Source organism: Salinicola endophyticus (genome assembly GCF_003206575.1).
Classification (GTDB): Bacteria; Pseudomonadota; Gammaproteobacteria; order Pseudomonadales; family Halomonadaceae; genus Salinicola; species Salinicola endophyticus.
The window spans coordinates 76,959-103,526 of record NZ_PZJO01000002.1 but is presented as its reverse complement, the minus strand read 5'-3'; the positions used below and the strand labels follow the sequence as shown (position 1 = coordinate 103,526).

Below are 26,568 nucleotides of genomic sequence, written 5' to 3'. Positions count from 1 at the left end.
AGACTTGGGGACAGGCGCGACTCAGGCCGAGATCGGGCAAGTCACGCCGGTACCTTTCAGTCCGCAGTAGCCGTTGGGGTTCTTGGCCAGATACTGCTGGTGGTACTCCTCGGCGTAGTAGAACGTCTCCAGCGGCGCAATCTCGGTGGTGATCGGCCCCAGGCCGCGTGCGGCCAGCGCCGCCGCGTAGTCGTCGCGGCTCGCCTCGGCGATCTCGCGCTGGTCGGCGTCGAGGGTGTAGATCGCCGAGCGATACTGGGTGCCGCGATCGTTGCCCTGACGCATGCCCTGGGTCGGGTCGTGGGCCTCCCAGAACACCGACAATAGCTGCTCGAGCGACAGCCGCTCGGGGTCGAACACCACCCGCACCACCTCGGCGTGGCCGGTCAACCCGGTGCAGGTCTCGTCGTAGGTCGGATTGGGCGTGACGCCACCGGCGTAGCCCACCGCCGTGACCAGCACGCCGTCCAGCTCCCAGAACAGCCGCTCGGCACCCCAGAAACAGCCCAGACCCAGTACGATCTCCTGACTGCCAGCGGGGAATGGCGGCAGCATCGAGGCACCGTTGACCCGATGCACGCCGCTCGGGGTCAGCGGGGTATCGCGGCCCGGCAGTGCCTGGCTGGCGTCGGGAAGCGTGTCGGGACGTTGCTTGAACATGGTGTATCTCCTGGTGGTCGCGGGCGGCTGGCGTATCCAAAAGCTGCCCACCCGCGCCGGCGCGTGGCCGATCCTCAGGGGCCGCCGCTGCGGCCCAGACTGAAGGTGTAGATGAGGTCCAGCGCCTGAGCCGCCCCCGATACCGCCTGCAGATAGAGATTCTGGATCAGGCGGTAGCGCAGGGTCAGCTCGGCGATGGGAGAGAATATGCCGACGCCGTAGCTCACCTTCAAGTCATCGAAGACATAGCCACTGACCACGACCTGGCTGTCGTCGCCGGAACCCGAGGCGTCGAGGCTCAGATCCTGAACCCCGAAACTCTCACCCACCTTGCCCACGGCACTGCCGGTCTGCGACAGCGACAGCCCGATCAGCGCCGAGGTCAGGGCGTCGTCACCGCCGCCACTGTCGTCCGGCCCGCGTCCGCGCAGAATGTAGGAGAGCGCACGGCTCTCGCTCATCGCCGGTTCGGAGAAGATGGTCAGCCGTGGCGCCGAGGCCGGGCCGGTCACCCGCAGCCCGGCAACCACGTTGTCTTCGGTGGTATCGGGATTGCGGATCGCCTCGAATTGCAGGTTCGGCTGCGATGCCGGCCCGCTGAAGATCACCTCCCCCTGGCGAATGATCAGATCCTGACCGAAGGAGGTATAGGTGCCGCCGATCAGATTGACGTCGCCGTAGAGCTGGACTGGACCAGTGCCCTGGCGAATCTCCAGCTCGCCACGCAGCCCGGACTTCAGCCCGTAGGCTGCGAGCTTCAGATCCGGCCCCAGGTGCAGCTTGACGCGGATATCGAGCTGCATGCCGGCGTCGGCCAGGGCCTGGGCGGTGCCCGCCCCCTCGTCGTTGGCACGCGACTCGGCGGCAGTCTGCTGCCGGCGATCCTCTTCCTCGGTGATGATCACGGTATCGCTGCTGGGCACCTGCGCCGAGGCCGGTAGCTGACCGATCTCCAGGCGCGCCCAGGGCACGCTGACGTCGCCGCGCACCTGCAAGCGCTGCGGGGTGGCGCGAACCTGTATATCCGGCGCGATGCGCAGGCGGCCGTACGCCGGCATCGCTACCAGAATCGGCTGCTTCTGCCCGTCGATATTGACGTTGGCGCGCCATTCGGCGGGGTTCTGCCAGTCGGCATCGCCACTCAGTGCCAGGCGGCCATCCTCACTCTGCACGTAGCCGTCGAGGGTCGATGACTGTCCGGCCAGCGCCAGCGTCAGCCGGGCATCGGTCACCGCCACCGGCGAGACGCCACCCTTGACCTTGACCCCGTCGATCACCACGTTGCCGTTCAACGCCGGCATGGTGATGCTGCCGCCGAGTTCCACGTCGCCATTGATGGCGCCCTCCAGCTGGCTGAGACCGGCGACCAGGGGGCGATACGGCGCGAAACGCAGATCATCGATGGCGAGCTGTCCCTGCAGGCGCCCCGCCCCGGCGGGATCGTCCACCTGTGCTTGCAGATGCACCTGGCCGGCATCGGCAAGGGCCAGCGTGACATCGGTGCGAGCGCGGCGCTGATCGGCGTCGAGCGTCAACACCACCCGGGTCTCCGGCACCTGCCACGGCGCACCACGGGCATCGACCCCGGAGACCTGGGCCTGGGCATCGATATCGGCCTTGGCGGTCCAGGCCTGACCACCGCGGGACCAGCTGGCGATGAGCTTGCCGGCGGTGCTGCCGGCGACCCGCCAGCCCTCGGGCATGAAGTCATCGAGCAGTGCCATCGGAATGTCGTCCAGCGCCAGCGCCGCCCGCCCCTGATCGGCCGAGGCGGTCATGCGTTCGGTCAGGCAAAGCGCGCCGCCCTGGCGGCGATCGAGGCAGAATGGCACCAGAGTCACGCTGGAAGCCTGGAGGTCAGCGCTGAAATCGAGGGCGTCACGCAGCGCGAGATCGCCATAGTCGGTGGCCGCCGACAGCGACGCCAGGGTGCCACGATAGTGGCGATAAGCGTCATCCAGGCCGCCACGCAGGCGCAGTGAGAGTTGCGATGCCGGCAGGCCGTCGCCACCGGCCACATCGAGCGACAGCTTATGCTGCGACAGCCGCCCGTCGAGACCCAGTTCGAGGCGTCGAATCTGCTGATTGGCGGCGGCGATATCCGACGCTTGCAGGTCGACGTCGAACTGCGGGTCCGCGGTGCCGGTACTGCTGGCCTTCAGCGCTAGCTGCCCCACGCGATTGTCGCCGAAGGCAACGCCGTTGCCATCGAGATCGACCGTCACGCTGGGCTTCTTCAGCGTGCCACGGCCCTGGAACTGACCACGCAGCGCGCCGGCCAGTTGGGGCAGAATCGTGCCCAGTGCGGGGGCATCGATGCGCCCGTCGATGTTCAAGGCCTGGTCGATACTGCCGGTCGCCGTCACCCGGTTGCGCCCCTGGCGCAGGTCGAGCTGGCGAATGTGCCAGGCCATGTCGCTGTTGCCGTCGAGGCTCGCCGCCAGGCGCAGCTCGCGCTGCTGAAGGCGACCGTCGATGTCGAGCTGCGGCAGTGCCAGCTGCCAGCCGCCGTCGTGGCCCATGGCAAAAGCCGCCCGGGCCTGACCATTGAGCTGACCGGTGACCGCCTGGGTGAAGGCCTCCAGCGGCAGTCGGCTGAGATCGAGCTTGAGGTTGGCCGAGAGCAGTGGCGTCCAGCGCACGCTGCCCTGACTGCGCAGTTGACCGCCGTCGCTGGCGATGTCGAGCGGCTGCCAGTGGAACCCCTGCAGGTCGCCTTCGCCACGCACGCCCAGTGTCACCGGCGGCAGGCCCTGGCCCTGCCCGGCAAGATCGAGCCTTGCCTGGTAGGCCGCCAGCGACCCCGACAGCGACAGTGCCAGCTTGTCGAGCCGGTACTGCGGCGTCGACGCCGGTGGCGGCGCGACACCGGCAATAGCGCGGGCGCTGCGGATGACGGTGGCGTCGAGCCCCCCGGGGAGCGCGCGGAACGCGGCAAATGGCTGCGCGGCGAGCGGCCAGCGCAGGTCCTCGCCGTGCAGCTCGAGATCAAAGGGCAGCCCCGGCGCAAAGGCTTGCAGCCGTGCCTTCAGCGTGGCATCGGCTGTGCCGCTGGTGTGCAGCGTCAGCTTTAGATCGGCCAGCGTGCCGGACACGTCGAGGCTAGTCTGCTGACCATAGAGTGGCGCGCGGGTGATGCGGCTGTGCAGCGAGAGCGCGATCGGCACGTCGCCGTTGAGCTCGATCCGGGCGCTGAGCTCGGCGTGGCCATCCGGGGCATCGAGGGTCAGGCGACGAATCTCCAGCTGACGATCGACCGCCGCCAGCGACAGCGTCAAACGATCGAGCCGCTGGGGCGTGGGCCCGTTCAGGGTGACGTCGCGAATCGTCAGGCTGGGCACCTCCAGCTGTAGCGGCAGCGCAAAGTCGGGCAACTGCCGGCGCAGCGTCTGGAGCTGTTGCTCGATCGCTGCGACCCGCGGGTCGGCGGCGTCCGTCGCGGCGGCCACGTTGGCCGCCGCGGCCAGGGTCAGCGGCGACAGCACGAGTGGGGGCAGCGTCTTCGCTGACGGAGCATCGGCCGCCTTGACCTCGGTGCTGGCCGTCGCGGGCGTCTGTCCGCTGGGTGCCCCGGGTGTATTGGCCGCCGCGATGGCGGCGTGCGTCGGGCTTGCCGACGGGTACAGGCTCTCGGCCGCCGCAAGCGCCGCGGGGCTGATCACGCCATCGCCCAGCGACGCCTGCGCCTGATCCAGGCCATTACTGGTGGCGTCGGGCAGTGTGATATCGACACCCGCCAGGGTCGTCGGCGACAGCGTCAGCCGATTGCCATGCAGGCTGGCACCGGTCTCAAAGTGGTCCCAGTGCAGCGCGGTACCCTCGGCGAGTTCGACCCCCACGTCGTCCAGACGTACCTGACGGATCTCGATCGGCAGTGGCACGGCTATCGGCCCCAGCGCCCCACCGCTGTCATCCTCTGCGGGGGGCGGCGTCTGCGCATCGCTGGCCGCCAGTTGAATGCGCGCCCCGGAGATCGTGAGGTCGTCGAGGCACAGCCGCCCTTTCAACAGGCAGTCGTCGCCCCAGGCGAGGTGCAGGTGGGCCACCCGCAGCGACAGAGGACCGGCGTCGAGCGCCAGATCGTCGATGGTCAACTCGTCGAGCGGCGCGCCCTCGAAGCGCGTCGCCTGGACCCAGCCACGCGACTGCGCCTGCTCGAACAGCCAGTGCGACCCCCAGGGCGACAGCGCCAACCCCGCGAGCAGCAATACCAGTCCCAGCAGCCATAGCAGCAGCCACACCGCGAGCCGAATCAGAACTCCGGTCCGATGGAGAAATGGAGACGCCAAGAGTCCTCCTCGTCGTCAAACGGATGGGCGATGTCGAAACGAATTGGCCCCACGGGTGATATCCAGCGAATGCCCAGGCCGGCACCGGTCTTGAGCGTGTTCGGCCACCAGTCGTCGAAGGCGTTGCCGCTGTCGATGAAGCTCGCGCCCCAGAAATTGCCGCTCAGATGACGCTGGTATTCGAGGCTGCCGGTGAGCATTTGCTGGCCGCCGAGCAGCTTGCCGTCGGCGTTCTCCGGCGACAGGCTCTCGTAACCGTAACCGCGGATGCTCTGATCGCCACCGGCGAAGAAGCGCAGCGACGGTGGTACCTGGTCGAAGGTATCGGTAGCCATGGCACCGCCACCGAGGCGCCACAGGAAGCGGTTCTCGCTGCCCAGCATACGAATCCACTGGGTGCTGAAGGTGGTACGCACGAAGCGTGCATCCGAGCCCCAGGCGGGGTCCGACCACTCCAGCGTGAGCTGCTGCCGATCCCCCCAGCTGGGGAAGGTCGGATTGCGCTTGCGTGTGCGCGACCAGCTGATGCCGGGATAGAGCAGCAGCACCGCATCTTTCTGATCGGCCTGGGTGAAGTCCTCGTAGGTGGTCTGCCAGTAGAGATCCTGGCTCCAGCCGTTGGCGAACTCCCAGTGCCGTGCCAGCTGCACCGAGCTCTCGAAGCTCTTGGTATCCTCGTTGTCAACGCTCTCCAGGCCGTAGCGCAGGTGATAGCTGTCGCGCAGCGGATTGGCCAGGGGGATGGTGTACTCGCCTGAGAGGCGCTGCTCCGGCGACGACAGGTAGAGTGAGTTGGTCAGGCTGTGGCCGTAGCGGTTGAGCCACGGCATGGTCCACGAAAACTGGGTGCGCGGCCCCACGTCGGTGGCGTAACCGATCCCCACCTCGAACTGATGACGATCGGCCGGGGTCACCTCGACATCCACCGGCACCACCTTGGGCTGGCTGTCGGTCAGCTCGCGCGCGGCGCGCAGCCCCGGGCCACCGAGCACCCGCGAATTGTCCGCGGTGGTCTCGCGCCCGGTCGCCTCCTGCCACCACAGGCTGGGCGCGAACGAGGGGCTATCCTCGTTGACCCGCGGGCGCACCGCGACACCGCGGAACCAGTCGGTCTGGCCTAGGTTCTGGTTGAGGGTGGCGAGATCGCCGGCGAGATAGGGATCGCCCGGGGCGAACGGCACCATGTTGCGCAGCCGTTCGGGTTCGATCTGGCTACCGCGGAAGTGCACGTGGCCGAAGCGGTAGCGAGTGCCGCTGTCGAGCTCGAGATAGATGCGCGCGCTCTCCTCCCACGGGCGCACCTCGATGCGCTGCTGGCTGAACCGCGCATCGAAATAGCCGCGCTCGAGGGCCAGCGTCGAGAGCCGCCCCTTGAAGCCTTCATAGCGTGACTGCACCAGGGGGTCACCGACCTTGAGCGGGTTGTCCGCCATCGCCTGGGTGAAGGCGTCGTCATGGCGGGCATCGCCCTCGAGCCCGGCATCGACCTTGGTGATTCGGGTGCGCTTCCCGGGCTTGACGTCGATCACCACCCGGGCGTTGTCCTTGTCCGGATAGTGGGTGGCCAGGGTCGCGCCGTAGTAGCCGAACGCCTGCAGCGCCTGCTCGGCGCGTTGCCGCACGACCCCATCGAGGCGCTCACGGGTGGCCTGACTGTCGCCCTCCAGGTCGGAGAGGATATTGACGATGTTCTCGGCGGGGGCACCGCTGATGCCGTTCACCTCGACATCCAGCGCCCAGGCATGGCTCGCAAGGGGAAGTGTGAGTAGCGTCAGTCCCGTCCGTAGGACCTTGAGCTGGGGCATGCATCAGCCTCCGCGGCGCTGCAGTTGAGAAACGTCGGTAATCAGGCCGGTGACACGCCGGGTCAGCTGGGCGCGGCTCGCCTCCAGAGAGTCGATGCGCTCGCTCAACGCCTTCACCTGAGCGCTGCTCACCCCCTTGGGCAGATTGGCGAGTCGTGCCTGCAGTGATTCGACCCCTGCACTAAGAGCGGTCTGACCCTGGCGAAGTTCCGCTACGGCGCTGCGCAACTGCTCGAGCGATTGCGCCGAGGGCACCTTGCGTGCGGCCAGATCGTCGACCCGCTGGTCGAGGCTCGACAGCCGCGTGGTCACTTGATCGACGCGCTTCTGAAGATCGGCGCTGGGGGCCGCCTCGAGTGCCTGGGCCTGCGCCTTCTGAGTCTGGGCCAGTGTGTCCACTCGCGCCACCAGCGCCTGGGCCGCCTTGTCGTTGGCGGCCAGGACCTGATCCTGCTCGGCGAGCTGCGTCGCCTGCTGCTGCTGGGTGTCGTTCAGCGTCTGCAGGCGGGTGGCGAGCGTCGCCCGGGCATCCTTGGCGGTGCTTTCCAGCGCCGATAGCGACGTCTGCAGCGCCGTGATGACGCCCTGCTGATCGTCCACGCTGGCCTTCACTGCGGCCAGGCGCGTATCGAGGTCGTCGTTCTGCCCCTTGGCGACCCGGGTTTCGAGACTGCCGACGGCGGCCCGAGTGGCTTCGAGCTGACCGCGCAGACGGTCGAACTCACCGCGCAGGCTCTCACCCGAGGCGTCGAGGGTATTACCGGTGGCGTCCAGGCGCTGGTTGAGCTTGGCAAGTCGCGCCTCGAAGGCGTGCCGATCCTGCCAGTACTGCCAGCCACCGGCGGCGAGCGCACCGCCGAGTAGAAGTATCAGGCACCACAGGGGCCACACCCGTGGTGGCCGGCGTCCAGGCGTTGGGCCAGCGGCGTGGCCGCCACGCGCGCCGGAGCGGCGCATGCTCATGTCACTGCGGTCGGGAACAATCGTCTGCGCGGTGCGTGGGTCGTCGGAATTGGGAGGCATTGCCGTCGTGTACCTTACCGATGAAGATGCAGGCTTGAGACCGGGGATGAGCGCCGGGCAGCCGACGCCAGCGCTCACTGCGTCACGTTACGTGAAACCGCCCTTCAAGCCTAGGCTTGGCAGCCCGCGCCAGGCATGCTAGCCGGACCGGAATCAGGCGTCACAGCCACACTCTTCACCGATATCAGGAGTCCCATGCCAACGACAGCGACGCCAGGCGTCCGATTCGAACTCCCCGCGCTTCCCTTCGAGCGCCACTCGCTGGAACCTGCGCTGTCGCGGGCCCAGATCGATCTGCTCTACAGTCACTACCACCGCCATCAGTTGACGACGCTGAACGCGGCCCTCGCCGCCGACGACCCACGCTCCCTGGCGACGCTCGCCGCCGAAGGCCCCGCGCACCTGCGCCCGGCCGCGGCCCAGGCCTGGGGGATGACGCTGTTCTGGCACGGCCTGTGCGCGCGTCCGGCGCCGCCGGAGACGGCGCTCGAGCAACGCGTGGCGCGTGATATCGGCGATTGGGGGGCATTCGAGGCGAACTGGAAACAGCGCGTGATCTCGGCGGCTCCGGGGGGCTTCAGTTGGCTGGGTCTGACCCCGGAGGACACCCTGACACTAGTGGAGACACCTGTGGGCGAACTGCCGCCAGGGATACGACCGCTGGTGGCCATACCCTTGTGCGAGGAGGCCTATCGCATCGACTTCGGCCACGACCGTGGCGCCTACTTCTCGGCGCTATGGTCGCGACTCAACTGGGAGACGGTCATGCTGCTGCTCGGCCTGCCGCACGAGCGCCCACAGGCGATGCCGCCACACGCCGAGTGAGACCACCGCCGGCGGCGGTGGTCAGCGATGGCGTCAGGCGCGCCGGCCGATACCGCGATAGACGAAACCGCGCGAGGCGACGTAGGTGGGATCGAAGATGTTGCGCCCATCGAGGATCAGCGGCGTCTTCAACGCCTGCAGCAGACGGCGCCAGTCCGGGTTCCAGTAGCACTTCCACTCGGTGACCAGCATCAGCGCGTCGGCCCCTTCGCAGGCGGCGTAGAAATCGCCCTCGACGAGTTCGAGCTGCGGATGGGCCGGGTAGAGTTCAGCCAGCGCATGGAGCGCGGCCGGGTCGTGAATCTTGACCTTGACGCCCTGGGCCCACAGCGCCTCGAGAATGGTCAGCACCGGGGCCTGGTCGATACGCGCCGTGCCCGGCTTGAAGGCCGCGCCCCAGATGGCGATCGTGCGCCCTTCCAGCTCGCCCTGGAAGTGATTCCACAGCTTGCGGAACAGCGTCTCCTTCTTGCTCTCGTTGATGTCGAGCACATGCTCGAGCAGATGCGACTCGCGGCCGGTGGAGTGCTGCACATCGGCCAGCCGCATCAGGTCACGGGAGAAGTTGGGCCCGCCGAAGCCGCAGCCGGGATAGAGATACTCGAAACCGATACGGGTATCGGCCCCCATGCCCTGGCGCACGTACTCGACGTCGACCCCCAGGGAGTCGGCGAGCCCCGCCAGCTCGTTCATGAAGCTGATACGCGTGGCCAGCATGCCGTTGATCGCCAGCTTGGTCAGCTCGGCGGCCTTGCGCGGCATCAGTTGATAGACCTCGTGGCGCCGACTGAAGGCGCGCAGCAGTTCACGGATCTGCTGGGTCGCCCACTCGTCCTCGCTACCCAGCAGCCAGTGTGCCGGCCGGGTGAAGGTGTCCCAGGCGCGCCCCTCCTCGAGCCGGTCCGGCAGGGCCACCGCGATCTGACTGGCGTGGCCCAGCTGCGCTTCCAGCTTCTCGGTCTGCCCCACGGGGAAGGTCGAGTTGTTGACGATCACCAGCGGCGTCGTCTGCCGCCCCGGCACCTCTTCGACATAGCGCTCGGCGGCCTCGCGCTGATCCGGCGACAGCGCCAGCCAGTGCACCTCGGCATCACTTTCCGCCGTCACTCGATCGACGATGGCGAGCTGCCCGGAGGCCTCACCCGCGAGAATCTGATCCTTCAGGCCCGGCTCGCTGATCAGCCAGTCCGCCCGGGAGAGGCTCTCCCAGGGGAAGTCGGCGTGGGGCATCCAGGTCACCTGATGCCCTACCGAGCAGAGCGCCGCAGCGGCGGTGGCCGCTGCCAGTTCGCTACCGTGTACGACCACCCGCATGGCGTTATTCCTCGGCTGCGTATTGCTTGACCAACTCGCGGAAACCCTCGCCCAGCGTCGGGTGCTTGCGCCCCAGCGCCAGGGTGGCCTCCAGATAGCCCAACTGGCTGCCGCAGTCGTAGGTCTGCCCTTGCATGCGGTAGGCCTCGGCCCCGGATTCACGGCGCAGCGCCTCGATGGCGTCGGTCAGCTGGATCTCGTTGCCCGCGCCCGGCCGGGTCTCGGCCAGCAGCGGGAAGATCTCGCCGGGAAGCAGATAGCGGCCGATCACCGCCAGCGTCGACGGTGCTTCCTCGACCTTGGGCTTCTCGACCACGCCGGTCAGCGGCGCGCTATGCCCGGCAGCCGGCTCATCGCCCTCGAGCGCCACGATGCCGTACTTGTAGGTCAGTTCGTGGGGCACGGTCTCGACCATGATCTGCGCCTTGCCGCTCGCCTCATAGGCGGCGATCATCCCGGAGAGGTCGTTCTGCGGCGCGTTGTCGTCATCGATCAGCACGTCCGGCAGCAGCACCGCGAAGGGCTCGTCGCCGACCACCGGGCGGGCGCACAGGATGGCGTGGCCCAGGCCGAGCGCTTCCGGCTGACGTACGCTGATGATCTTGACGTCGTCGGGGATGATATTGCGCAGCTCATCGAGCAGCGCCTGCTTGCCCTTGGCCTCGAGCTGGGTCTCGAGCTCGAAATGCTTGTCGAAGTGGTTCTCGATGGCGCTCTTGGACGAATGGGTGACGAGCACGATCTCCTTGATCCCCGCCTTGACCGCCTCGCTCACCACGTACTGGATCACCGGCTTGTCGACGATGGTGATCATCTCCTTGGGGATCGCCTTGGACGCCGGCAGACAGCGGGTGCCGAAGCCGGCAACGGGCAATACAGCCTTGCGAATCATCGTATTATTCCTTCCCTTCCTGGGTGTGATAACCAGCTTTGCGCCGCGTGTAAAAGCGTGACAATCAGTATCGGGTCGCATGACCCCTATCGCCGTAGCTTAACGGCGCAGGCGCCGAAAGCACAGTCGCAGAATGTCGACACCCGGTGTCGCGTCGCAGCGTCCCTCGGGCGGGCGGCCACGGGGTTTTATCCCCGCATGGCGCCCAGCAACGTCTGCGTCCATAGTAGACTATGCCTCCAATTTGCCAGGCGTCGCCGCCAGGAGGGTGGCGACGCTGTCCATGCTGCCCCCGGCCCGGGGCAACGTCAGTCTCTCGAGTGCAAGGAATCTCTGCATGGCACAATCGCAACACGACAACGTCGATCACGCCGAAATCGCCAAGTTCGACGCGCTGGCGAGCCGGTGGTGGGATCGAGAAGGCGACTTCAAGCCGCTGCACGATATCAATCCGCTGCGTCTGGGCTTCATCGATCGCCACGTGGCGCTGGCCGGCAAGCGCGTCCTGGACGTCGGCTGCGGTGGTGGCATCCTCAGCGAGGCCATGGCCCAGCGCGGTGCCGATGTGATCGGTATCGATCTCGGTGAGGCGCCGCTGGCGGTGGCCCGCCTGCACCAGCAGGAGTCCGGGGTCGAGGTCGACTACCGCCACGTCAGCGTGGAGTCGATGGCCGAGTCCCACCCGGGCGAGTTCGACGTCGTCACCTGTCTCGAAATGCTCGAGCACGTGCCCGACCCGGGCGCGGTCGTGGCGGCCTGCGCCAAGCTGGTGAAGCCCGGCGGCCACCTCTTCTTCTCGACCATCAACCGCAACCCCAAATCCTACGTCTTCGCCATCATCGGCGCCGAGTACGTGCTCAGGCTGCTGCCGCGCGGTACCCACGACTACCACAAGTTGATCCGTCCCTCCGAACTCTCGGCCTGGTGCCGCGAGCACGGACTGCGCCTGCGCGACCAGACCGGGCTCACCTACAACCCCATCACCCGCCACTACCGCCTCGACCCGGACGATGTCTCGGTCAACTACATGGTGCACGTGACCCCCGAGTGGGGCGGCCATACGCAACATGAGCCAGCAGCGGGCGATGACGAAGGCGCACGCGGCGGGGAGACCTCGGCATGAGCCAGCTGGCGCTGCCCGCTGGCCTGCTGTTCGATCTCGACGGTACGCTGGTCGATACCGCGCCGGATCTGGCGGCGGCGACCAACCGTCTGCGCCAGCACCACGGCCTGGCCCCCCTGCCCTATGAAACCCTTCGCGCTCAGGTCTCCAACGGCGGCAGCGCGCTGGTGACCCTGGCGCTGGGGCTGGCACTGGACCACCCCGATCACGCCGCAGCGCGCGACTACCTGCTCGCACGCTACGGTGAGGCGGTCGCCGAGCACAGCCGCGTGTTCGAGGGGCTGACGCCGCTGCTTAAAGCGTGGCAGCAAGCCGGGCGCCCCTGGGGGATCGTCACCAACAAGCCGCGCCGCTATGCCGCGCCGCTGGTGGAAGCGTTGGCGCTGAACCCCGGTGTTCTGGTGTGCGCCGATGACCTGCCGGTACGCAAGCCCGACCCGGAGCCGCTGTGGTTCGCAGCCCGCGAGCTGGGCGTCGCCCCCGCAGCGTGCTGGTATGTCGGCGATCATCGACGCGATATGGAAGCGGCACACCACGCCGGCATGACCGCCGTGGCTGTGCGCTATGGCTATATCCCCGAGGACGAACCCACCGCCGACTGGCCGGCGGATCGCTGGTTCGAGAGTGGGTCGGCGCTGGCTGCCGCCCTGGTCGATATCTGAGCAGGCACAGTCTGAAACCGAGGGTTCAGTGCTCAACGGCCGCCCATCATTGGACGGCCGCTGTCTTGCCGTAGGCCCGGCCTCAGCTCTGGGGCTCAGCCGAATCTTTGGCCGAGGCCTGCTGAATGGCGTCGATCATCGCTTTGCCATGCGCTTCGATGAACTTGTCCCACACCGGCTGTACCGCCTGCTGGAAGGCCGCAGTGTCGACGTCACGGTTGACCTGCATGCCCTTCTGCTTGAGCTGCTGGACCATCGACTCGCTGCGCTGGATGTTCATCGACCGCTGCATGCGAGTGGCGTCCGCTGCCGCGTTGCGCACGATCTGCTGCTGCGCTGGGGTCAGGCTGTCGAAGCGCTGCTTGTTCATCACCAACGCCAGCGCGGCATAGGCGTGATTGGTGAGCGACAGGTACTTCTGCACCTCGTTGAAGTTGAACGACACCACGATCCCCAGCGGATGGTCCTGGGCGTCTACCACACCGGTCTCGAGCGCGGTGTAGAGCTCGTTGACCGGGATCTGCTGCGGGTTGGCGCCGAGCAGCTCGAACATGTCGTTGAGCGCGATGGAGTTATTGACGCGCATGCGCAGGCCCTGAAGACCCTTGGGCTCACGGATCGGGCCACGGTTGTTGGTCATCTCGCGAAACCCGTTCTCGGGAAATGCCAGCCCCTCGAGGCCGAACTCTCCGAGCTTGGCCATCACCTGCTGCCCCGGCTTGCCATCCAGCGCGCGGTAGGCGGCCTCGTGATCCGGGAACATGAACGGTAGTGTGAAGGCCGCCGCCTCCGGCACCAGACCCGTGAAATTGTTGAGCCCCGAGAGGGTGATATCGATGATTCCCGAGCGGGTACCGTCGATCATCTGGGCATCGTTGCCGAGCTGGCCGTTGGGAAAGATCTGAACCTGGAGCTCGCCGTCACTCTCGCGCTCGACCTCCTTCTTGAAGGCTTCGGCCAGCACCTGCTGCAGATCGCTCTGCGGCGCAGGATGGGCGAAGCGCAGCGTGGTGGCCGCAGTGGCCGTGGTCGACAGCAGTGCCAAACCGCACAGCATCGAGGCCAGTCCCAGCAGTTTCTTGTTCATGTCATCGTCTCCTTGCTCTTCCCTAGCCGATCAGCCAATGCATCGGCACCGTGATGATCTGCGGCACCAGCACGAACAGCGCCAGCAGACCGATATACACCAGTACGAAGGGGTAGACGCCGCGCACGGCTTCGGTCATCGAGGTGTTGCCCACCCCGCAGACCACGTTGAGCACGGTGCCCACCGGCGGCGTGATCAAGCCGATGCAGCAGTTGATCACGAACATCAGGCCGAAATAGATCGGGTCGATTCCGGCCTGTATCACCAGCGGCATGAACAGCGGCACCAGAATCAGGATCGCCGGGGCCAGATCCATGACCATGCCCACCAGCAGCACCACCAGCATGATCGCCGACATCAGCAGAATCGGATGCTCGACCAGCGGCCCGAGCATGGCGGCGAGTTGCTGCGGCAGCTGGGCGATGGTGATCACCCAGGAGGCGGCCATCGCCGCGCCTACCAGGAACATCACCAGCGCCGTCGAGCGCCCGGCCCGGATCAGCACGCCGAGCAGCTTGCGCGGGCTCAGCTCGCGGTAGACCAGCGCCGAGACCAGGATGGCGTAGACCGCGGCGACCACCGCGGCTTCGGTCGGGGTGAACACGCCGAAGCGAATGCCGACGATGATGATCAGCGGCAGCAGCAGCGCCCACACGCTCTCCCTCAGCGCCTTGAGACGCTCGCCGCGACTGGCACGGGGCTGGGGGGCCAGGTCCGAGCGGCGCATCATCACGCGCCAGGTGATCATCAGTGCCAGCCCCATGAACAGCCCCGGCACAATGCCGCCGATGAACAGCTTGGCGATCGACAGGTTGCCCGCCACCCCGAGGATGATCAGCGGCAGCGACGGCGGAATGACCGGGGCGATGATGCCGCCGGCGGCCAGCAGCCCCACCGACCGCGAGGCCGGATAGCCACTCTTACGCATCATCGGATAGAGGATGCTGACCAGCGCCGCGGCATCCGCCACCGCCGAGCCGGAGAGCCCGGCCAGCAGCAGCGAGGTGAGAATGGCGACATAGCCGAGGCCACCACGCCAGTGGCCGACCAGCGTCATCGCCAGGCGCACGATGCGGTCTGAGAGTCCGCCGACCGCCATCACCTCGCCAGCGACCATGAAGAACGGGATCGCCAGCAGGGCGAAGTTGTCGACCCCGTTGATCAGCGACTGGGCCAGGATGTCGGCACTGAACATCCCCATGTGCAGCATCAGCGCCACCGCCGCCGCGAGCAGTGCGAACGCCACCGGCAGGCGCAGCAGGATGGTGCCGATCAGCACCGCCAGGAACAGCCCCAGGGTCATGGTCGTGTCTCCTCGGATGCGCTGGCGTGGTGGTGGGCTTCCGCTGCCCCCGGCGCATCAGGGCCGCCGGGCAGTACGGCGCCGAGGGCGGCGGTCACGCTCATCAGTGCCCCCGAGACCACGCCGGCGAGATAGAACAGTGCCGTGGGCAACCCGGTGAGCGGCGAGATGTTGTGCCAGTTGGACAGAGTCTGGCGCCAGCAGCCGATCAGCAGCATCAGCGAGGCGACCAGGATCGCCAGCCACGCGAGCCGCCCCAGCACGCTGCGCACCACCCGCGGCAGGCGGTCGAACAGCTCGGACACCGCCAGGTGCTCGCCCTCCTTGAGACACAGCGAGGCGCCGAGCATCACGATCCAGACGAAGCCCAGCCGCGACAGCTCGATCCCCGAGCGCAACCCCGAGGCGAAACCATAGCGCAGCACCACATTGACGAAGACCAGCACCATGGTGAGTAACATCAACAGCGCGATGAGCCACTCGATACCACGCCAGAACGCCTTCAGTGTCGTCATCTCAGCTCCTCCCGCCACGTGCGAACGCGGCGCTCGCCTTCAGGGCAGGCGGTCCAGTTCGTCGATGTAGCGCTGGGTGACGCATAGGTCATGCTCCCCCAGCCCGCGATCGCCGAGGTCGTCGAACAGCCGCGAGAGTGTCGCCAGTTGTGGCGTCATCACCCCACCGCGAGCTGCCTCGTCACGGGCGAAAGCCAGATCCTTGATCATGTAGCGAGCGACGCCGGTGGGGGTGTAATCCTTGTCGATCAAACGCTGCTTGCGCGCTTCCAGCAGGCGCCCGCCGGCGTAACCACCACCCAGGCACTCGAGCAGGCGAGCGACATCGAGGCCGGCGCGCTCGGCGATCACCGTCGCCTCCGACAGCGCCACCATGGTCGAGGCCACCACCATCTGGTTGCACGCCTTGGCCACCTCGCCCGCCCCCAGCGAGCCCAGATGCACGGGATTGCCCATGCTGGCCAGCAGCGGCTGCGCGACCGTGAAGGCCTGCGCGTCACCGCCGACCATGATCGACAGCCGGCCGGCTTCGGCGCCGTCGGTCCCTCCGGAGAGCGGTGCATCGAGCAGCCGGATGCGCCCTGCGCTCGCCTGCTCGAGCTCAGCGGCCAGCTCGCGTACGCCCTGGGGCGATGAGGTGGAGCAGATTACGATCAGCAGCGCGTCACCCACACCGGCAACGATCCCCTGTTCGCCCCACAGCAGCTCGCGCAGCGGATCGAGATCGGGCAGCACCGTGATCAGCACGTCGCTGGCAGCGGCCAGCGCCCGCGGTGTCTCCGCCAGCGCTGCACCGGCGTCGATCACCGGGGCCAGTTTCTGCGCTGAGCGTCCGTACACGCTCACCTGCGCCGCCACCTCGGCAGCCAGCAGGTTGTGCGCCATCGGCATACCCATGTTGCCGAGGCCAATCATGCCGACCCGGCGCTTGCCGGGATGGGCAAAGACGCGCTCGAAGCTGGCCGCCGCAGTGTCATTGGGCCTCTCGACGGAGGCGTCATCGATGGCAGACGACATCTCGTTCACTCCTCGATCAGTGGATGTTCAGCGCCCGGCATCACGGGCATCGCGCATGGCCGTATCGTGGGGATCGGCGGCCAGGTTCATGGGGTTGGCGATACGTCGCGCCATGGCATCGAGTGCCGCCACGGCGCGCGCCTCCAGTGCATCGTCGCAGCGCTCCTCCATCAGCGAGGTACCGAGGGCATAGGCCTGCTCGCCGCTGTACTGCGGCGCCACCACCAGCGCCAGCCCACGGACCCCGGGGAAGACCTCGCCCAGGTCACGGCCATAGCCGCGTTCGCGGACCCGGGCGATCTTGGCCACCAGCGCGTCGAGGTCGGTGACCGAGCGCTCGGTCCAGCCCGGGCGGGTCGCCGGGTCAGCGAATCGCCGCCGGATCTCGGCGTCGTCGAGGCGCGCCAGCAGCGCATTGCCCACCGCGGTGATCGAGGCCGGAAAGCGGCTGCCGATGCTCGCGGTCATGCGCAGCGGCATGCGCCCGGCATGGGCGGCGAGATAGAGCACATCGGTGCCGTCGAGCACCGCCAGCTGGCAGATCTCGTCGTGCAACAGCGGGGTCTCGTTGCATGCCTGGTAGAACGCCTGGACCGGATCGACTCCGCGCAGATAGGCCCCGCCCAGTTCGACCAGACGCCGCCCCAGGCGGTAGCCGCCGGCACTGCGAGCGATCAGACCCTCGGCTTCCAGCGCCAGACAGATGTTGAACAGTGACGAGCGCGCCACAGAGAGCTGACGCGCCATCTCGCTGACCCCCAGTGCGGTGTCGCCCGCCTGCTCCAGCAGCCCCAGCACGCGGATCGATCGGGTCACCGCCGGGCTACGCTCGGCCTCCCCCGCCATCAGTAGAACTCCACCGTATCGACGCGATTGCGCAGCGGCTCCCCGTCGAGATAGCGCCGGGCGTTGTCCACGAACAGCTCGGCAATCAGGCGGTCTTCAGCGGCGTTGAGTGCCGCGGTATGCGGGGTCAGCAGTACGTTGGGCAGATCCCATAGCGGCGAGTCACCAGCCAGCGGCTCGCTGGCCGTGACATCCAGCACGGCTAGGCCGAGATGCTCGGTGCGCAGGGCCTCGATCAGCGCCGGCTCGTCGACCGCCGTGCCGCGGCCGACGTTGACGAAGGTGGCCCCGGGACGCAGCGCCGCGAGAAAGGCCGCATCCACCAGCTTGTCGGTGGCGGCGGTTCCCGGCAGCGAACAGACCACGGCATCGGCGCGTGCCGCTGCCGCGTGCAGCGCCTCCGGCGGCACGACCTCGTCGACGTGGTCGACCGCTCGGCCGTGACGCGAGACGCCGATCACCCGCGCGCCCAGCAGCGAGAGCTTGCGCGCCACCTCACGGCCGATCCCGCCGAGCCCCAGCAGCAGCACGGTCTGTTCACTGACCTGCCCCATCGCCCAGCGCCCGCTCCAGTGGTGCGCCCGCTGTTGAGCCTGGACCCGCGGCAGCTGCTTGGCACCGGCAAGCACGCCGAACAGCGCGTACTCCGCCAGTGGCCCGCCATGCACCCCCGCGGAGGTGGTGAAGGCGACCCGCTCGAGCTGCTCGCGGGAGAGTTGCGCCGCCTTCACCTGGCCGCCACCCCCCGCGGCCATCAGATGGACCCAGCGCAGCCCGGGGTTGGCCGCGACCGCGCGCGCCAGCGCTGCCGGGTCGAGGTCGGGAATGCCGTACAGCACCTCGGCATCGGCGATCAGCGCCTCGAAACGCGCCTGCGCCTCGGCGCTGCGACGGAAGGCGGGGTCGCCGGCGAAGTCCGCGGGGTGGCGCATGGGCGGCAGCAGCGACTGGTCACGGACCATCTCGAGGCGCGGCTCGCGGGCTTCGATCATGGCGCATAGCGCCTCGCTCAGCGGGGTGGCCACCGCCACCCTCAGCTTGCCCTTCGGCGATGCTGCCTGGCGCTTTTCCGCGTCGGCCGGCGACGGTGTCTGATGCATGGCTCGATCCTCGTGTCTTGTCGGTTCGCAGGCTTCGGTCAGCGGTCTTCGATGCATGGCGCCAAGGCCTCTGTCCGGATGCCGTGAGCGCGACCATTGTCCAATGAGCTGAACGTCGTTCAGCGGACTGTACAATGCTAGGCTGTAGACGTAACCCCGCCTTTGGTCGTGGTCGGGCGCCACCACCTCATCACCGGCAGTCCGTCCCCGACGCTTGAAACCGCGGGCGCAATCCGGGTCTGATGGCGGATCACAGGATGTCTGTACACGTCGATAAACACCGCATCGGGAGACAATGCATGAAGCTTTTCGATATCAGTGGCCGCCTGGCCCTGGTGACCGGCTCGTCGCGGGGGCTGGGATTCACCCTGGCCCAGGGACTGGCGCGTCAGGGGGCACGCGTGATCGTGCACGGACGCCAAGCCGAAGCGGTGGCCCGCGCCGCCGAGGCGATCCGCGCAGAAACCGGTGCCGAGGTCGACAGCGTGACTTTCGATGTCACCGACAGCGCGGCGGTGCGCGAGGCGCTGGATGCGCTGACCGCGCGCCTGGGAACACCGGACATCCTGGTCAACAATGCCGGACTCCAGCGTCGCGCCCCCTTCGCCGAGTTCGATCCCGAAGACTGGGATGCGGTGCTCGCCACCAATCTCTCCAGCGCCTTCTACGTCTCGCGCGCGCTGGCCGAGCGCATGTCCCAGCGCGGATCGGGCAAGATCGTCAATATCGGTTCGGTGCAGTCGCAGCTGGCACGCCAGACCATCGCCCCCTATGCCGCTTCCAAGGGCGGTGTGGTGATGCTGACCAAGGGCATGGCCGCCGATCTGGCGCGCTTCGACATTCAGGTCAACTGCATCTCGCCGGGCTACTTCAAGACCGACATGAACACGGCCCTGTGGCAGGACGAAGCCTTCAACAGCTGGGTGGAGTCGCGCACCCCGGCCCAGCGCTGGGGTAATGTCGAAGAGCTGGTGGGTACGCTGATCTATCTCTGCTCGGACGCCTCCGCCTTCGTCTCGGGTCAGAACATCTTCGTCGACGGCGGCATGACCTCGGTGGTTTGAGCCTCGACGGCCTGGGACCGACGAGCTGGCTGTCGAAGGCCTGATTCATTCATCACCGCCGGATAGCGGGCATGATCGCGCCTATGCCTGGCGGCGTCACACAGGAGCAACAAGGGCATGAAAGCGCTGGTGATACATGGCAAGCAGGATCTGCGCGCGCAGACCTGGGAAACCCCCGAGCCGGCCGCCGATGAGGTGCGCGTGCGCATCGCCTGGGGCGGCATCTGCGGCTCTGACCTGCACTACTACCACGAGGGTGCCAACGGCGCCTTCGTGGTGCGTGAGCCGCTGATTCCGGGACATGAACTCTCCGGCACGGTGGATCTGGATCCCGCCGGGGAGCTGGCCCCGGGAACCCCGGTGACCTTTCACCCGGCAACCTTCGGCGAGTGCCAGCCGGGGCTGGAGCAACATCCGCATCTGTGGCCACGCGGCGGCTATCTGGGGTCAGCCTCGACCACGCCGCACACCCAGGGCGGCATGAGCGAGTATCTGGTGGTCAAGCGCAGCATGATCCGCACCCTGCCGTCGACGCTGCCGCTCAAGCGCGCGGCACTGACCGAGCCGCTGGCCGTGGCGCTGCACGGCATCCGTATCGCCGGCGGCGTCGAGGGCAAGCGTGTACTGGTCTGCGGCTCGGGGCCGATCGGTCTGCTGGTGGCCGCCGCGGCGCTGGCCAAGGGCGCGAGCGAGGTGACCGCCACCGACGTGTTCGAGGGGCCGCTGGCGCGCGCCCGGGCACTTGGCGTGCACGCCACCGTGCGCATCGGCGAGGCGGAACCGGCGGCCGAGGCGTTCGATGTGGCGCTGGAGTGCTCAGGCGTACCCGCCTCGATCGACGTCGCGATCCGCGCCGTGCGGCGTGCCGGCGTGATCGCCCAGATCGGCATGATGGGTGCCGGCGCCCAGCCACTGGAACTGGCGACACTGATCTCCAAGGAGATTCAGCTGCGTGGCTGTTTCCGCTTCAACGACGAGGTCGACGAAGCGATCGAACTCCTCGATCGGGATGCGCGTTTCGATCAGGTGATCACCCACGAGATCGCCGCCGACGACGCGGTCGAGGCGTTCGATGTGGCCAAGGATGCCCAGGTGTCGGGCAAGGTGCTGGTGCGACTGTGGCCGGCATGAGATCACGCCTGGCCACCGCCGCGGCTCACTGCCGCGGCGGTTGGGCGTCGAAGGCTTCGCCGGTGGTGCCGCGGCTGTCGCGGCCCATCAGCCAGAGATAGGTGGGCATGATCGACTCCGGTGTGGGAACCCGCTGCGGATCTTCCTGGGGGTAGGCCGCGCGCCGCATGGCGGTGCGCGTGCCACCGGGGTTGATCGAATTGAAGCGCAGCGTCGAGTCGCGATACTCGTCGGCGAGAATCTGCATCAGGCCCTCGGTGGCGAACTTGGAGGTCGAGTAGGCACCCCACTCGGCGCGCCCGCGCCGCCCCACGCTGGACGAGGTGAACACCACCGAGGCGTTGGTGGACGCTTCGAGCAGCGGCAACAAGGCCTGGGTCAAACCGAGACTGGCGGTGAAGTTGACCTGCATCACCCGCGCCCACACCTCGAGATCGGAGGCCGCGACCGACTTGCGCTCCCCCAGCATGCTGGCGTTGTGCAATAGGCCGTCGAGACGCCCGAAGGCCTGCTCGAGCTTGGCCGCGACGACGCCGAAATCCTGCGCCGTGGCACTTTCGAGATTGAGCGGGAAGATCGCCGGCTGCGGCGCCTTGGCCGCCTCGATCGCGTCATAGACCGTCTCCAGCCGGCTCAGGCTACGCCCCAGCAGCACCACGGTGGCACCGTGCCGGGCGTAGGCCATGGCCGCTGCGCGACCGATGCCGGCGCTCGCCCCGGTCACCAGAATCACCTTCCCCGCGAGCAGGTCCACGGGCGGCTGATAGTCGCTTTGGCAAGGCATGCTCACCTCCTCCTGTGCGGGTGGTACTAGAGCATCGTCTTCTCCACGCCAGCAGCGTGGGCGTCAGCCACAACGCGCTGAGGCCGACCGCCTTTGGTGGTCGGCCCTCATCCGGCTGGACGGGACGCGGTCTCGCGTCCTGTCTCTATCCCTCGCTCAGCTTCAGTCTCAGTTGCCCAACTGATTGAGGAAGTCCTTCGCCATCTGCGCCGCGCTACTGTCAGGGTAGTCGCTCTGCACGCGCTTGAGCAGTTCGCGGCTGCCCGAGGTATCGCCCTGGCGTGCCTTCAACAGACCCAGCTTGTAGAGCGCATCGGGCACCTTGCTGCTCTGCGGGTAATCGTCGATGACGGTATTGAAGGCCTTGGCGGCGGCGTCGAGCTGCGACTGCGCCGAGTAGAGTTCGCCGAGCCAGTAGTGGGCATTGGGGATCAGGCTCGACTGCGGGTAATCGGCGATGAAGCGTTTGAACGAACTGACGGCGGCGTCGAACTGCCGCGCCTGTACCTGCTGGAATGCAGCCTGGTAGGCGTCGCGGCCATCGCCGCTACCACCCGCTGCCGGCGCGCTGCCACCGCTGTCAGCGGTCGTCGCACTGGCTGCACCGGCGCTGCTGTCTCCAGCACCGCTGCCCGCGGCACCGCTATTTCCGGCCCCACTGTTTCCGGCAACCTGGCTCGCCGCGCCGCTATCGACGCTGCCACTCGACATGTCACCGCTACTGCCGCTCCCGCTACCCGAGAGACGGTCATCGAGATCGAGATACTGCTTCTGAGTCTGCTGCTTCAGCTGCTCCAGCTGATAGCGCAGCTCCTCGACCTGGCCGCGCAGCTGCTGTATCTGCTGGCGGTTGTCCTGCAATTCGTTGAGGATCGTCAGGGTGCCGCCGCCGCTTTCGCGGGCCTGCGTCTGACTGTAGAAACCGCCCGACGACTGACCCGTGAGGTCATCCACGACCGGCTGCTGAGCCCATACGGACAGCGGGAGCACCAGGGCTCCCGCGCCGCACAGTCTTTTCAGACCGTGTTTCATGCTGATCTCCGTCGACTATTACTTGTAGTCGAACACGACGCGACGATTCTTCGCGTAGGCTTCTTCGGTGTGGCCCTGAACGGCAGGACGCTCTTCACCGTAGCTGACAATGGAGATCTGCGACGGGGACACGCCCTGGACGGTCAGGTACTGCTCGACCGACTGCGCACGACGCTCGCCGAGGCCCAGGTTGTATTCACGCGTGCCGCGCTCGTCGGCGTAGCCTTGCAGCGTCACGTTGACGCTCGGGTTGGCCATCAGGTACTGAGCGTGACCGCGCAGGACGGACTCGAATTCCGGGCGGATTTCGTCGCTGTCGAACGCGAAGTAGATCGTGTCGACGCTGGGACGCTGCTGGTTGGCGTTCATCTGCGAACCGTTTGCGCCCTGGCCGGAAGTCATGCCCTGACCGGACATGTTACCGGAGGTGCCATCCATGTTCCCTTCCTGGGTGCCGCCGCTGCTAGAACAGCCCGCGACCACTGCCAGTGACAGCGCGACCGTTAGCGTCTTGGCGTAAGTCTTGAATTGCATTGTCATCTCCTTGCTCAGATGTCGAATGACACTGTCGACTTTCGTCGTTTAGTTCAAATATGGCGACCATGCGGGTTCCCGCACGTCACCTTGTTGCGAGGGCAGTCGGAAGGACGCGCGTCCATCTGAAGAGACTGCCCCCAGCACCCCTTGCGACCCTTGCTGGGTAGCGAAGATTACCATGGCGCCGTTCGGCGCGACACTGGGTGATTCATCCCATCGTGTATCAGTCAAGACTGTTACACGGCTGGTGTCCAGATCCTGTTTTGCGACATGAAAACCGGTATCGTCACGGGTGATCATGAACAGCGTTTTACCGTCCGGCGAAAAACGCCCGTCAGAGTTGTAGCTGCCCGTAAAGGTGACCCGCTCTGCCTGACCGCCACTGGCTGGCATGCGATAGAGCTGGGGCGCCCCGCTACGGTCGGAGGTAAAGATCAGCGAGCGCCCGTCCGGCGACCAGTCGGGCTCGGTCTCGATGGCGCGGTTGTTGGTCAGCCGAGTGAGCTGGCGCGAGGCCAGATCCATCACGTAGATCTCCGGCTGGCCATCCTTGGACAGTGACATCGCCATCTTACGTCCGTCCGGCGACCACGCCGGGGCACCGTTGATACCGGGGAAAGAGGTCAGGCGCAGGCGCTCGCCGGTGGCCACGTTCTGCACATAGATGGCGGAGTTGCCGGACTCGAAGGAGACGTAGGCCAGTTTGGTGCCATCCGGCGACCAGGCCGGCGACAGGAGCGGATCGTCGGAAGACAGAATCTGCTGGGCGTTGTGGCCATCGGCGTCGGCGACGTAGAGCGCATAGCGCGCGTTGTCACCGCTGCCCGAGGCAGCGACATAGGCGATACGGGTCGAGAAGGCACCGCGAATACCGGTGATCGCTTCGAAGATCTGGTCGCTGATGTAGTGGGCGCTGGCACGTAGATCGCTGGCGCTGGAAGTCAGCGTTTCGCCGAGCATGCGCTTGCCACCGGCAACGTCCATCAGTTCGTACTGGATGCGATAGTCGCTACCCTGGGGCTCGATCTTGCCGACCACCAGATAACGCGCGTTGACGCGCTTCCAGTCATCGTAGAACACGTCCTTGCTGCTGCTCGGCAGCGAGATCAGCGCACTGCGGCTGAGCGGATCGAACTGGCCGCTGTGCTCGAGGTCGTCGCTGACGATCTGTGCCACATCCTGGGGCAGCCCGCCCGGCGCCTGGGACTCGAACGGCACGACGGCAATCGGAATCGCCTGGTCGCTGCCGCGGTTGATCTCGATGGTGAGATTCTGAGCCTGGGCGTTCGCCGTCAGACACAGCGCGACGAGCGAGGCCAGCCAGGCAGCCGCCAGTCGTCGCAAGCTTTGAGACATCCGTTGTTTCATCACTGTATATCCCCGGGTGTGAACTTGAGATTGAAATCGCGGAACCGTCGCTGCAGTCCGGCATCCAGCTGCTGCAGCTCACGGAACGGTGCCGCCGCCTCTACCGCCTGCGTCGCCGAGCGGTCGAAACTGGGGTTGCCGCTGCTGCGCGTCACGGTCGCCGCGAGCAGCTCCCCCGACGGCCCCAGCCGCACCCGCACCTGTGTCACCAGCGCGCCATCGGCATTGGGCGGCAAGTGCCACTGCGCCTCGACCGCACTCTTGACCAGGTTGATGAAGCTGTTGGAAGCCTGGTTCGACTGCTGAGCGTTGGCGATGCGCTCCTGCTCGTTGGCAATCGAATCGTTGAGCGCATTCTGGCTCGCCGCCTTGGCTGCCGCTTCGGCCTTTTTCTTGGCCTCCGCAGCCGCCTTCTTCTTGGCTTCTTCCGCCTTGCGCTTCTTCTCTGCTTCAGCCTTCTTCCTGGCCTCTTCCGCCTCGCGTTTCTTCTCCGCCTCGGCTTGCTTCTTGGCCTCTTCGGCCTGACGCTGTTTTTCCGCTTCGGCCTGTTTCTTGGCTGCCTCGGCCTTCTGCTTCTGGACCTGCACCTGCCGCTGCTGCTCGGCTTCTGCGGCCTTCTGCTGACGTGCCGCTTCGGCACGCTCCGCGGCTGCCTGTTCGGCCGCCTGCTGACGCCGCTGGGCCTCGGCCCGGGCGGCGTCGGCCGCTGCCTGCTGTTCGGCTTGTGCCTGGGCGGCCTGCTGTTCGGCCTGTTCGCGGGCAGCTTCCTGCGCCTGCTGCTCGGCGGCCTGCTGCGCGGCCTCCTCGGCCTGACGCTTGGCAGTACGCGCTTTGGCCTCCTTGGCGTATTGAGCCTTGTCGGTCGCGGTCACATCGCTGACCAGCGTCGCCTGCACCACCGACGAGGAGCTCGGGATCGGCTCGCTCTCCGGCAGGCGCAGCATCGTCAACAGCAGGGCCACAATGTGCACCCCGATCGCCAGGACAACGGGCAAGCCGTAGCCGACACGGCGCGTTCGCTTCGCCATGCTGACTCCTTACCCCTTGTTGTCACCCGAGGGCGGTTCGGAAATCAATCCGACGTTCGCCACGCCGGCCATCTGCAACGTGCTCATCAACGTCACCACCTGACCGTAGGAAGCGTTCTTGTCGCCCCGCACCATGACCGGCGTGTTGGGCTTGCGCTCGAGAATCGCCACGACCTGATCACCCACGGTCTGCAGGGTCACCGGTTTGTCCTTGTCACCCAGTGAGATGTAGTACTCACCTTTGCTGTCGACGGAGACGATGATCGGCTCTTGCTCCTGAGTATCGATGGGCTCCGAGGTGACCTGCGGCAGATCGACCTTGACGCCCTGGGTCAGCATGGGTGCGGTGATCATGAAGATCACCAACAGCACCAGCATGACGTCGATAAAGGGCACGACGTTGATTTCGCCCATCGGCTTGCGCCGCTGATGTCGGCTATAGGGTCCACCCATGACTCACCTCCGGCTCAGGCCGACTGACTGTTGCCGCGACCCTGCAGATTGCGATGCAGGATCGAGTGGAACTCTTCGGCGAAATCTTCGTACTCGCCGAGCAGACGGCTGGCGATGGAAGAGAGACGGTTGTAGAAGATCACCGCGGGGATGGCCGCGAACAGACCCATGGCGGTTGCCACCAGCGCCTCGGCGATCCACGGCGCAACCGTGGAGAGCGTGGCCTGCTGGGCCATGGAGAGACTCTGGAACGATCCCATGATGCCCCAAACGGTGCCGAACAGGCCGATGTAGGGGCTCGCCGAGGCCACCGTGGCCAGCAGCGTCAGATTGGCGTTGAGACGATCCTCTTCCCGCGACAGTGCCACACGCTGCGAGCGCTGCACGCCATCGAGCACCGCCTCGCTGCTGCGGGTCTTGGGCATCAGCCGGTTGAACTCGCGAAAGCCGGCGCGGAAGACATGTTCGGCACCCTGGGCGTCGTGGTTCTCCGGCACATCCTGGTAGAGCTCGTTGAGATCGATGCCGGACCAGAAGCGCTCGTCGAACTCGCGCTGCGCCTTCTTGGCCCGCGCCAATGCAAAGCTGCGCTGGAAGATCACCACCCAGGAGGCGACGGAAGCGGCCAGCAGCAGCAGCATGACCACCTGGACGACCAGGCTGGCGTTCATGATCAGATGGGGGATGGACATGGAGTCGTTCACGTGAAT

The 26,568-nt window shown here is 66.9% G+C and carries 24 protein-coding genes; 5 read left to right on the top strand and 19 right to left on the bottom strand.

The genetic code is table 11. The features are described from left to right. Window positions 1–21 precede the first annotated feature (21 nt). The 4 genes from msrA to DOM66_RS03060 form a co-directional block, all read right to left on the bottom strand. On the bottom strand, window positions 22–660 hold the full coding sequence (msrA, locus tag DOM66_RS03075) for a peptide-methionine (S)-S-oxide reductase MsrA (protein ID WP_110689219.1): 639 nt from the start codon (window positions 658–660) through the stop codon (window positions 22–24). Window positions 661–734: 74 nt separating this feature from the next. Then, window positions 735–4,949, bottom strand: coding sequence for an autotransporter assembly complex protein TamB (gene tamB, locus DOM66_RS03070; RefSeq protein WP_157958972.1), 4,215 nt, complete (start codon window positions 4,947–4,949; stop codon window positions 735–737). Then, window positions 4,913–6,754, bottom strand: coding sequence for an autotransporter assembly complex protein TamA (tamA, locus tag DOM66_RS03065; RefSeq protein ID WP_110677815.1), 1,842 nt, complete (start codon window positions 6,752–6,754; stop codon window positions 4,913–4,915). The genes tamB and tamA overlap by 37 nt, the downstream gene beginning before the upstream one ends. Before the next feature lie 3 nt (window positions 6,755–6,757). Then, complete coding sequence (locus DOM66_RS03060) at window positions 6,758–7,777, bottom strand: coiled-coil domain-containing protein (RefSeq protein WP_110689217.1); 1,020 nt, start codon at window positions 7,775–7,777, stop codon at window positions 6,758–6,760. 195 nt (window positions 7,778–7,972) lie between these two features. Here DOM66_RS03060 and DOM66_RS03055 point away from each other — a divergent pair, with 195 nt between their 5' ends. Next, window positions 7,973–8,602, top strand: coding sequence for a Fe-Mn family superoxide dismutase (locus tag DOM66_RS03055; protein WP_188115126.1), 630 nt, complete (start codon window positions 7,973–7,975; stop codon window positions 8,600–8,602). A gap of 33 nt (window positions 8,603–8,635) precedes the next feature. On the opposite strand, the gene DOM66_RS03050 is transcribed toward DOM66_RS03055, so the two are convergent. After that, window positions 8,636–9,916 carry a nucleotide sugar dehydrogenase gene (locus tag DOM66_RS03050; RefSeq protein ID WP_110677821.1) on the bottom strand — a complete coding sequence of 427 codons (1,281 nt, stop codon included), beginning with the start codon at window positions 9,914–9,916 and terminating at the stop codon, window positions 8,636–8,638. Window positions 9,917–9,920: 4 nt separating this feature from the next. Then, window positions 9,921–10,808 (bottom strand): UTP--glucose-1-phosphate uridylyltransferase GalU, encoded by an 888-nt coding sequence (gene galU / locus DOM66_RS03045; RefSeq protein ID WP_110677822.1) that lies wholly within the window; start codon window positions 10,806–10,808, stop codon window positions 9,921–9,923. A gap of 337 nt (window positions 10,809–11,145) precedes the next feature. Here galU and ubiG point away from each other — a divergent pair, with 337 nt between their 5' ends. Then, window positions 11,146–11,931: a bifunctional 2-polyprenyl-6-hydroxyphenol methylase/3-demethylubiquinol 3-O-methyltransferase UbiG gene (gene ubiG / locus DOM66_RS03040; RefSeq protein WP_110689215.1), complete on the top strand. Its 786-nt coding sequence runs from the start codon at window positions 11,146–11,148 to the stop codon at window positions 11,929–11,931. Beyond that, window positions 11,928–12,593 carry an HAD-IA family hydrolase gene (locus tag DOM66_RS03035; protein WP_110689214.1) on the top strand — a complete coding sequence of 222 codons (666 nt, stop codon included), beginning with the start codon at window positions 11,928–11,930 and terminating at the stop codon, window positions 12,591–12,593. Before ubiG ends, DOM66_RS03035 begins: the two co-directional genes overlap by 4 nt. A gap of 82 nt (window positions 12,594–12,675) precedes the next feature. Here DOM66_RS03035 and DOM66_RS03030 read toward each other — a convergent pair whose 3' ends face one another. From DOM66_RS03030 to DOM66_RS03005, 6 genes are read right to left on the bottom strand one after another with little or no spacing between them, the layout of a single operon-like run. Continuing rightward, window positions 12,676–13,680: a DctP family TRAP transporter solute-binding subunit gene (locus tag DOM66_RS03030; RefSeq protein WP_110689213.1), complete on the bottom strand. Its 1,005-nt coding sequence runs from the start codon at window positions 13,678–13,680 to the stop codon at window positions 12,676–12,678. A 22-nt stretch (window positions 13,681–13,702) separates the two neighbouring features. Further along, window positions 13,703–14,983 carry a TRAP transporter large permease gene (locus tag DOM66_RS03025; RefSeq protein ID WP_110677830.1) on the bottom strand — a complete coding sequence of 427 codons (1,281 nt, stop codon included), beginning with the start codon at window positions 14,981–14,983 and terminating at the stop codon, window positions 13,703–13,705. Beyond that, complete coding sequence (locus tag DOM66_RS03020; RefSeq protein WP_110677832.1) at window positions 14,980–15,498, bottom strand: TRAP transporter small permease; 519 nt, start codon at window positions 15,496–15,498, stop codon at window positions 14,980–14,982. The genes DOM66_RS03025 and DOM66_RS03020 overlap by 4 nt, the downstream gene beginning before the upstream one ends. Window positions 15,499–15,537: 39 nt before the next feature. Next, a complete protein-coding gene (locus tag DOM66_RS03015; RefSeq protein WP_110677834.1) occupies window positions 15,538–16,515 on the bottom strand; it encodes an NAD(P)-dependent oxidoreductase in 978 nt (325 codons plus the stop codon). 27 nt (window positions 16,516–16,542) lie between these two features. Beyond that, on the bottom strand, window positions 16,543–17,361 hold the full coding sequence (locus tag DOM66_RS03010) for an IclR family transcriptional regulator (RefSeq protein WP_110677836.1): 819 nt from the start codon (window positions 17,359–17,361) through the stop codon (window positions 16,543–16,545). Next, window positions 17,361–18,461: a D-2-hydroxyacid dehydrogenase gene (locus DOM66_RS03005; RefSeq protein ID WP_110677838.1), complete on the bottom strand. Its 1,101-nt coding sequence runs from the start codon at window positions 18,459–18,461 to the stop codon at window positions 17,361–17,363. Before DOM66_RS03005 ends, DOM66_RS03010 begins: the two co-directional genes overlap by 1 nt. Window positions 18,462–18,760: 299 nt before the next feature. On the opposite strand from DOM66_RS03005, the gene DOM66_RS03000 reads away from it, so the two are divergent. Both DOM66_RS03000 and DOM66_RS02995 read left to right on the top strand, forming a co-directional pair. Next, the gene (locus DOM66_RS03000; RefSeq protein ID WP_110677840.1) at window positions 18,761–19,525 is read left to right on the top strand and encodes a glucose 1-dehydrogenase; all 765 of its coding nucleotides are present in this window, start codon (window positions 18,761–18,763) and stop codon (window positions 19,523–19,525) included. A 117-nt stretch (window positions 19,526–19,642) separates the two neighbouring features. Further along, window positions 19,643–20,656, top strand: a complete 1,014-nt coding sequence (locus DOM66_RS02995) for an L-idonate 5-dehydrogenase (protein WP_110689212.1) — start codon at window positions 19,643–19,645, stop codon at window positions 20,654–20,656. Window positions 20,657–20,681: 25 nt separating this feature from the next. Here the strand turns inward: DOM66_RS02995 and DOM66_RS02990 are convergent, their stop codons facing one another. From DOM66_RS02990 to tolQ, 7 genes are all read right to left on the bottom strand, one after another. Beyond that, window positions 20,682–21,440, bottom strand: a complete 759-nt coding sequence (locus DOM66_RS02990; RefSeq protein WP_110677844.1) for a YciK family oxidoreductase — start codon at window positions 21,438–21,440, stop codon at window positions 20,682–20,684. Window positions 21,441–21,608: 168 nt separating this feature from the next. Further along, complete coding sequence (gene ybgF, locus DOM66_RS02985; protein ID WP_110677846.1) at window positions 21,609–22,472, bottom strand: tol-pal system protein YbgF; 864 nt, start codon at window positions 22,470–22,472, stop codon at window positions 21,609–21,611. A gap of 18 nt (window positions 22,473–22,490) precedes the next feature. Next, window positions 22,491–23,006, bottom strand: coding sequence for a peptidoglycan-associated lipoprotein Pal (gene pal / locus DOM66_RS02980; RefSeq protein ID WP_110677848.1), 516 nt, complete (start codon window positions 23,004–23,006; stop codon window positions 22,491–22,493). Between the two features lie 48 nt (window positions 23,007–23,054). After that, on the bottom strand, window positions 23,055–24,365 hold the full coding sequence (tolB, locus tag DOM66_RS02975; protein ID WP_110677850.1) for a Tol-Pal system beta propeller repeat protein TolB: 1,311 nt from the start codon (window positions 24,363–24,365) through the stop codon (window positions 23,055–23,057). A gap of 11 nt (window positions 24,366–24,376) precedes the next feature. After that, the gene (gene tolA / locus DOM66_RS02970; protein WP_110677852.1) at window positions 24,377–25,405 is read right to left on the bottom strand and encodes a cell envelope integrity protein TolA; all 1,029 of its coding nucleotides are present in this window, start codon (window positions 25,403–25,405) and stop codon (window positions 24,377–24,379) included. A 9-nt stretch (window positions 25,406–25,414) separates the two neighbouring features. After that, on the bottom strand, window positions 25,415–25,858 hold the full coding sequence (tolR, locus tag DOM66_RS02965) for a protein TolR (RefSeq protein WP_110677854.1): 444 nt from the start codon (window positions 25,856–25,858) through the stop codon (window positions 25,415–25,417). A 14-nt stretch (window positions 25,859–25,872) separates the two neighbouring features. After that, a complete protein-coding gene (gene tolQ / locus DOM66_RS02960; protein ID WP_188115125.1) occupies window positions 25,873–26,550 on the bottom strand; it encodes a protein TolQ in 678 nt (225 codons plus the stop codon). Window positions 26,551–26,568: the final 18 nt, after the last annotated feature.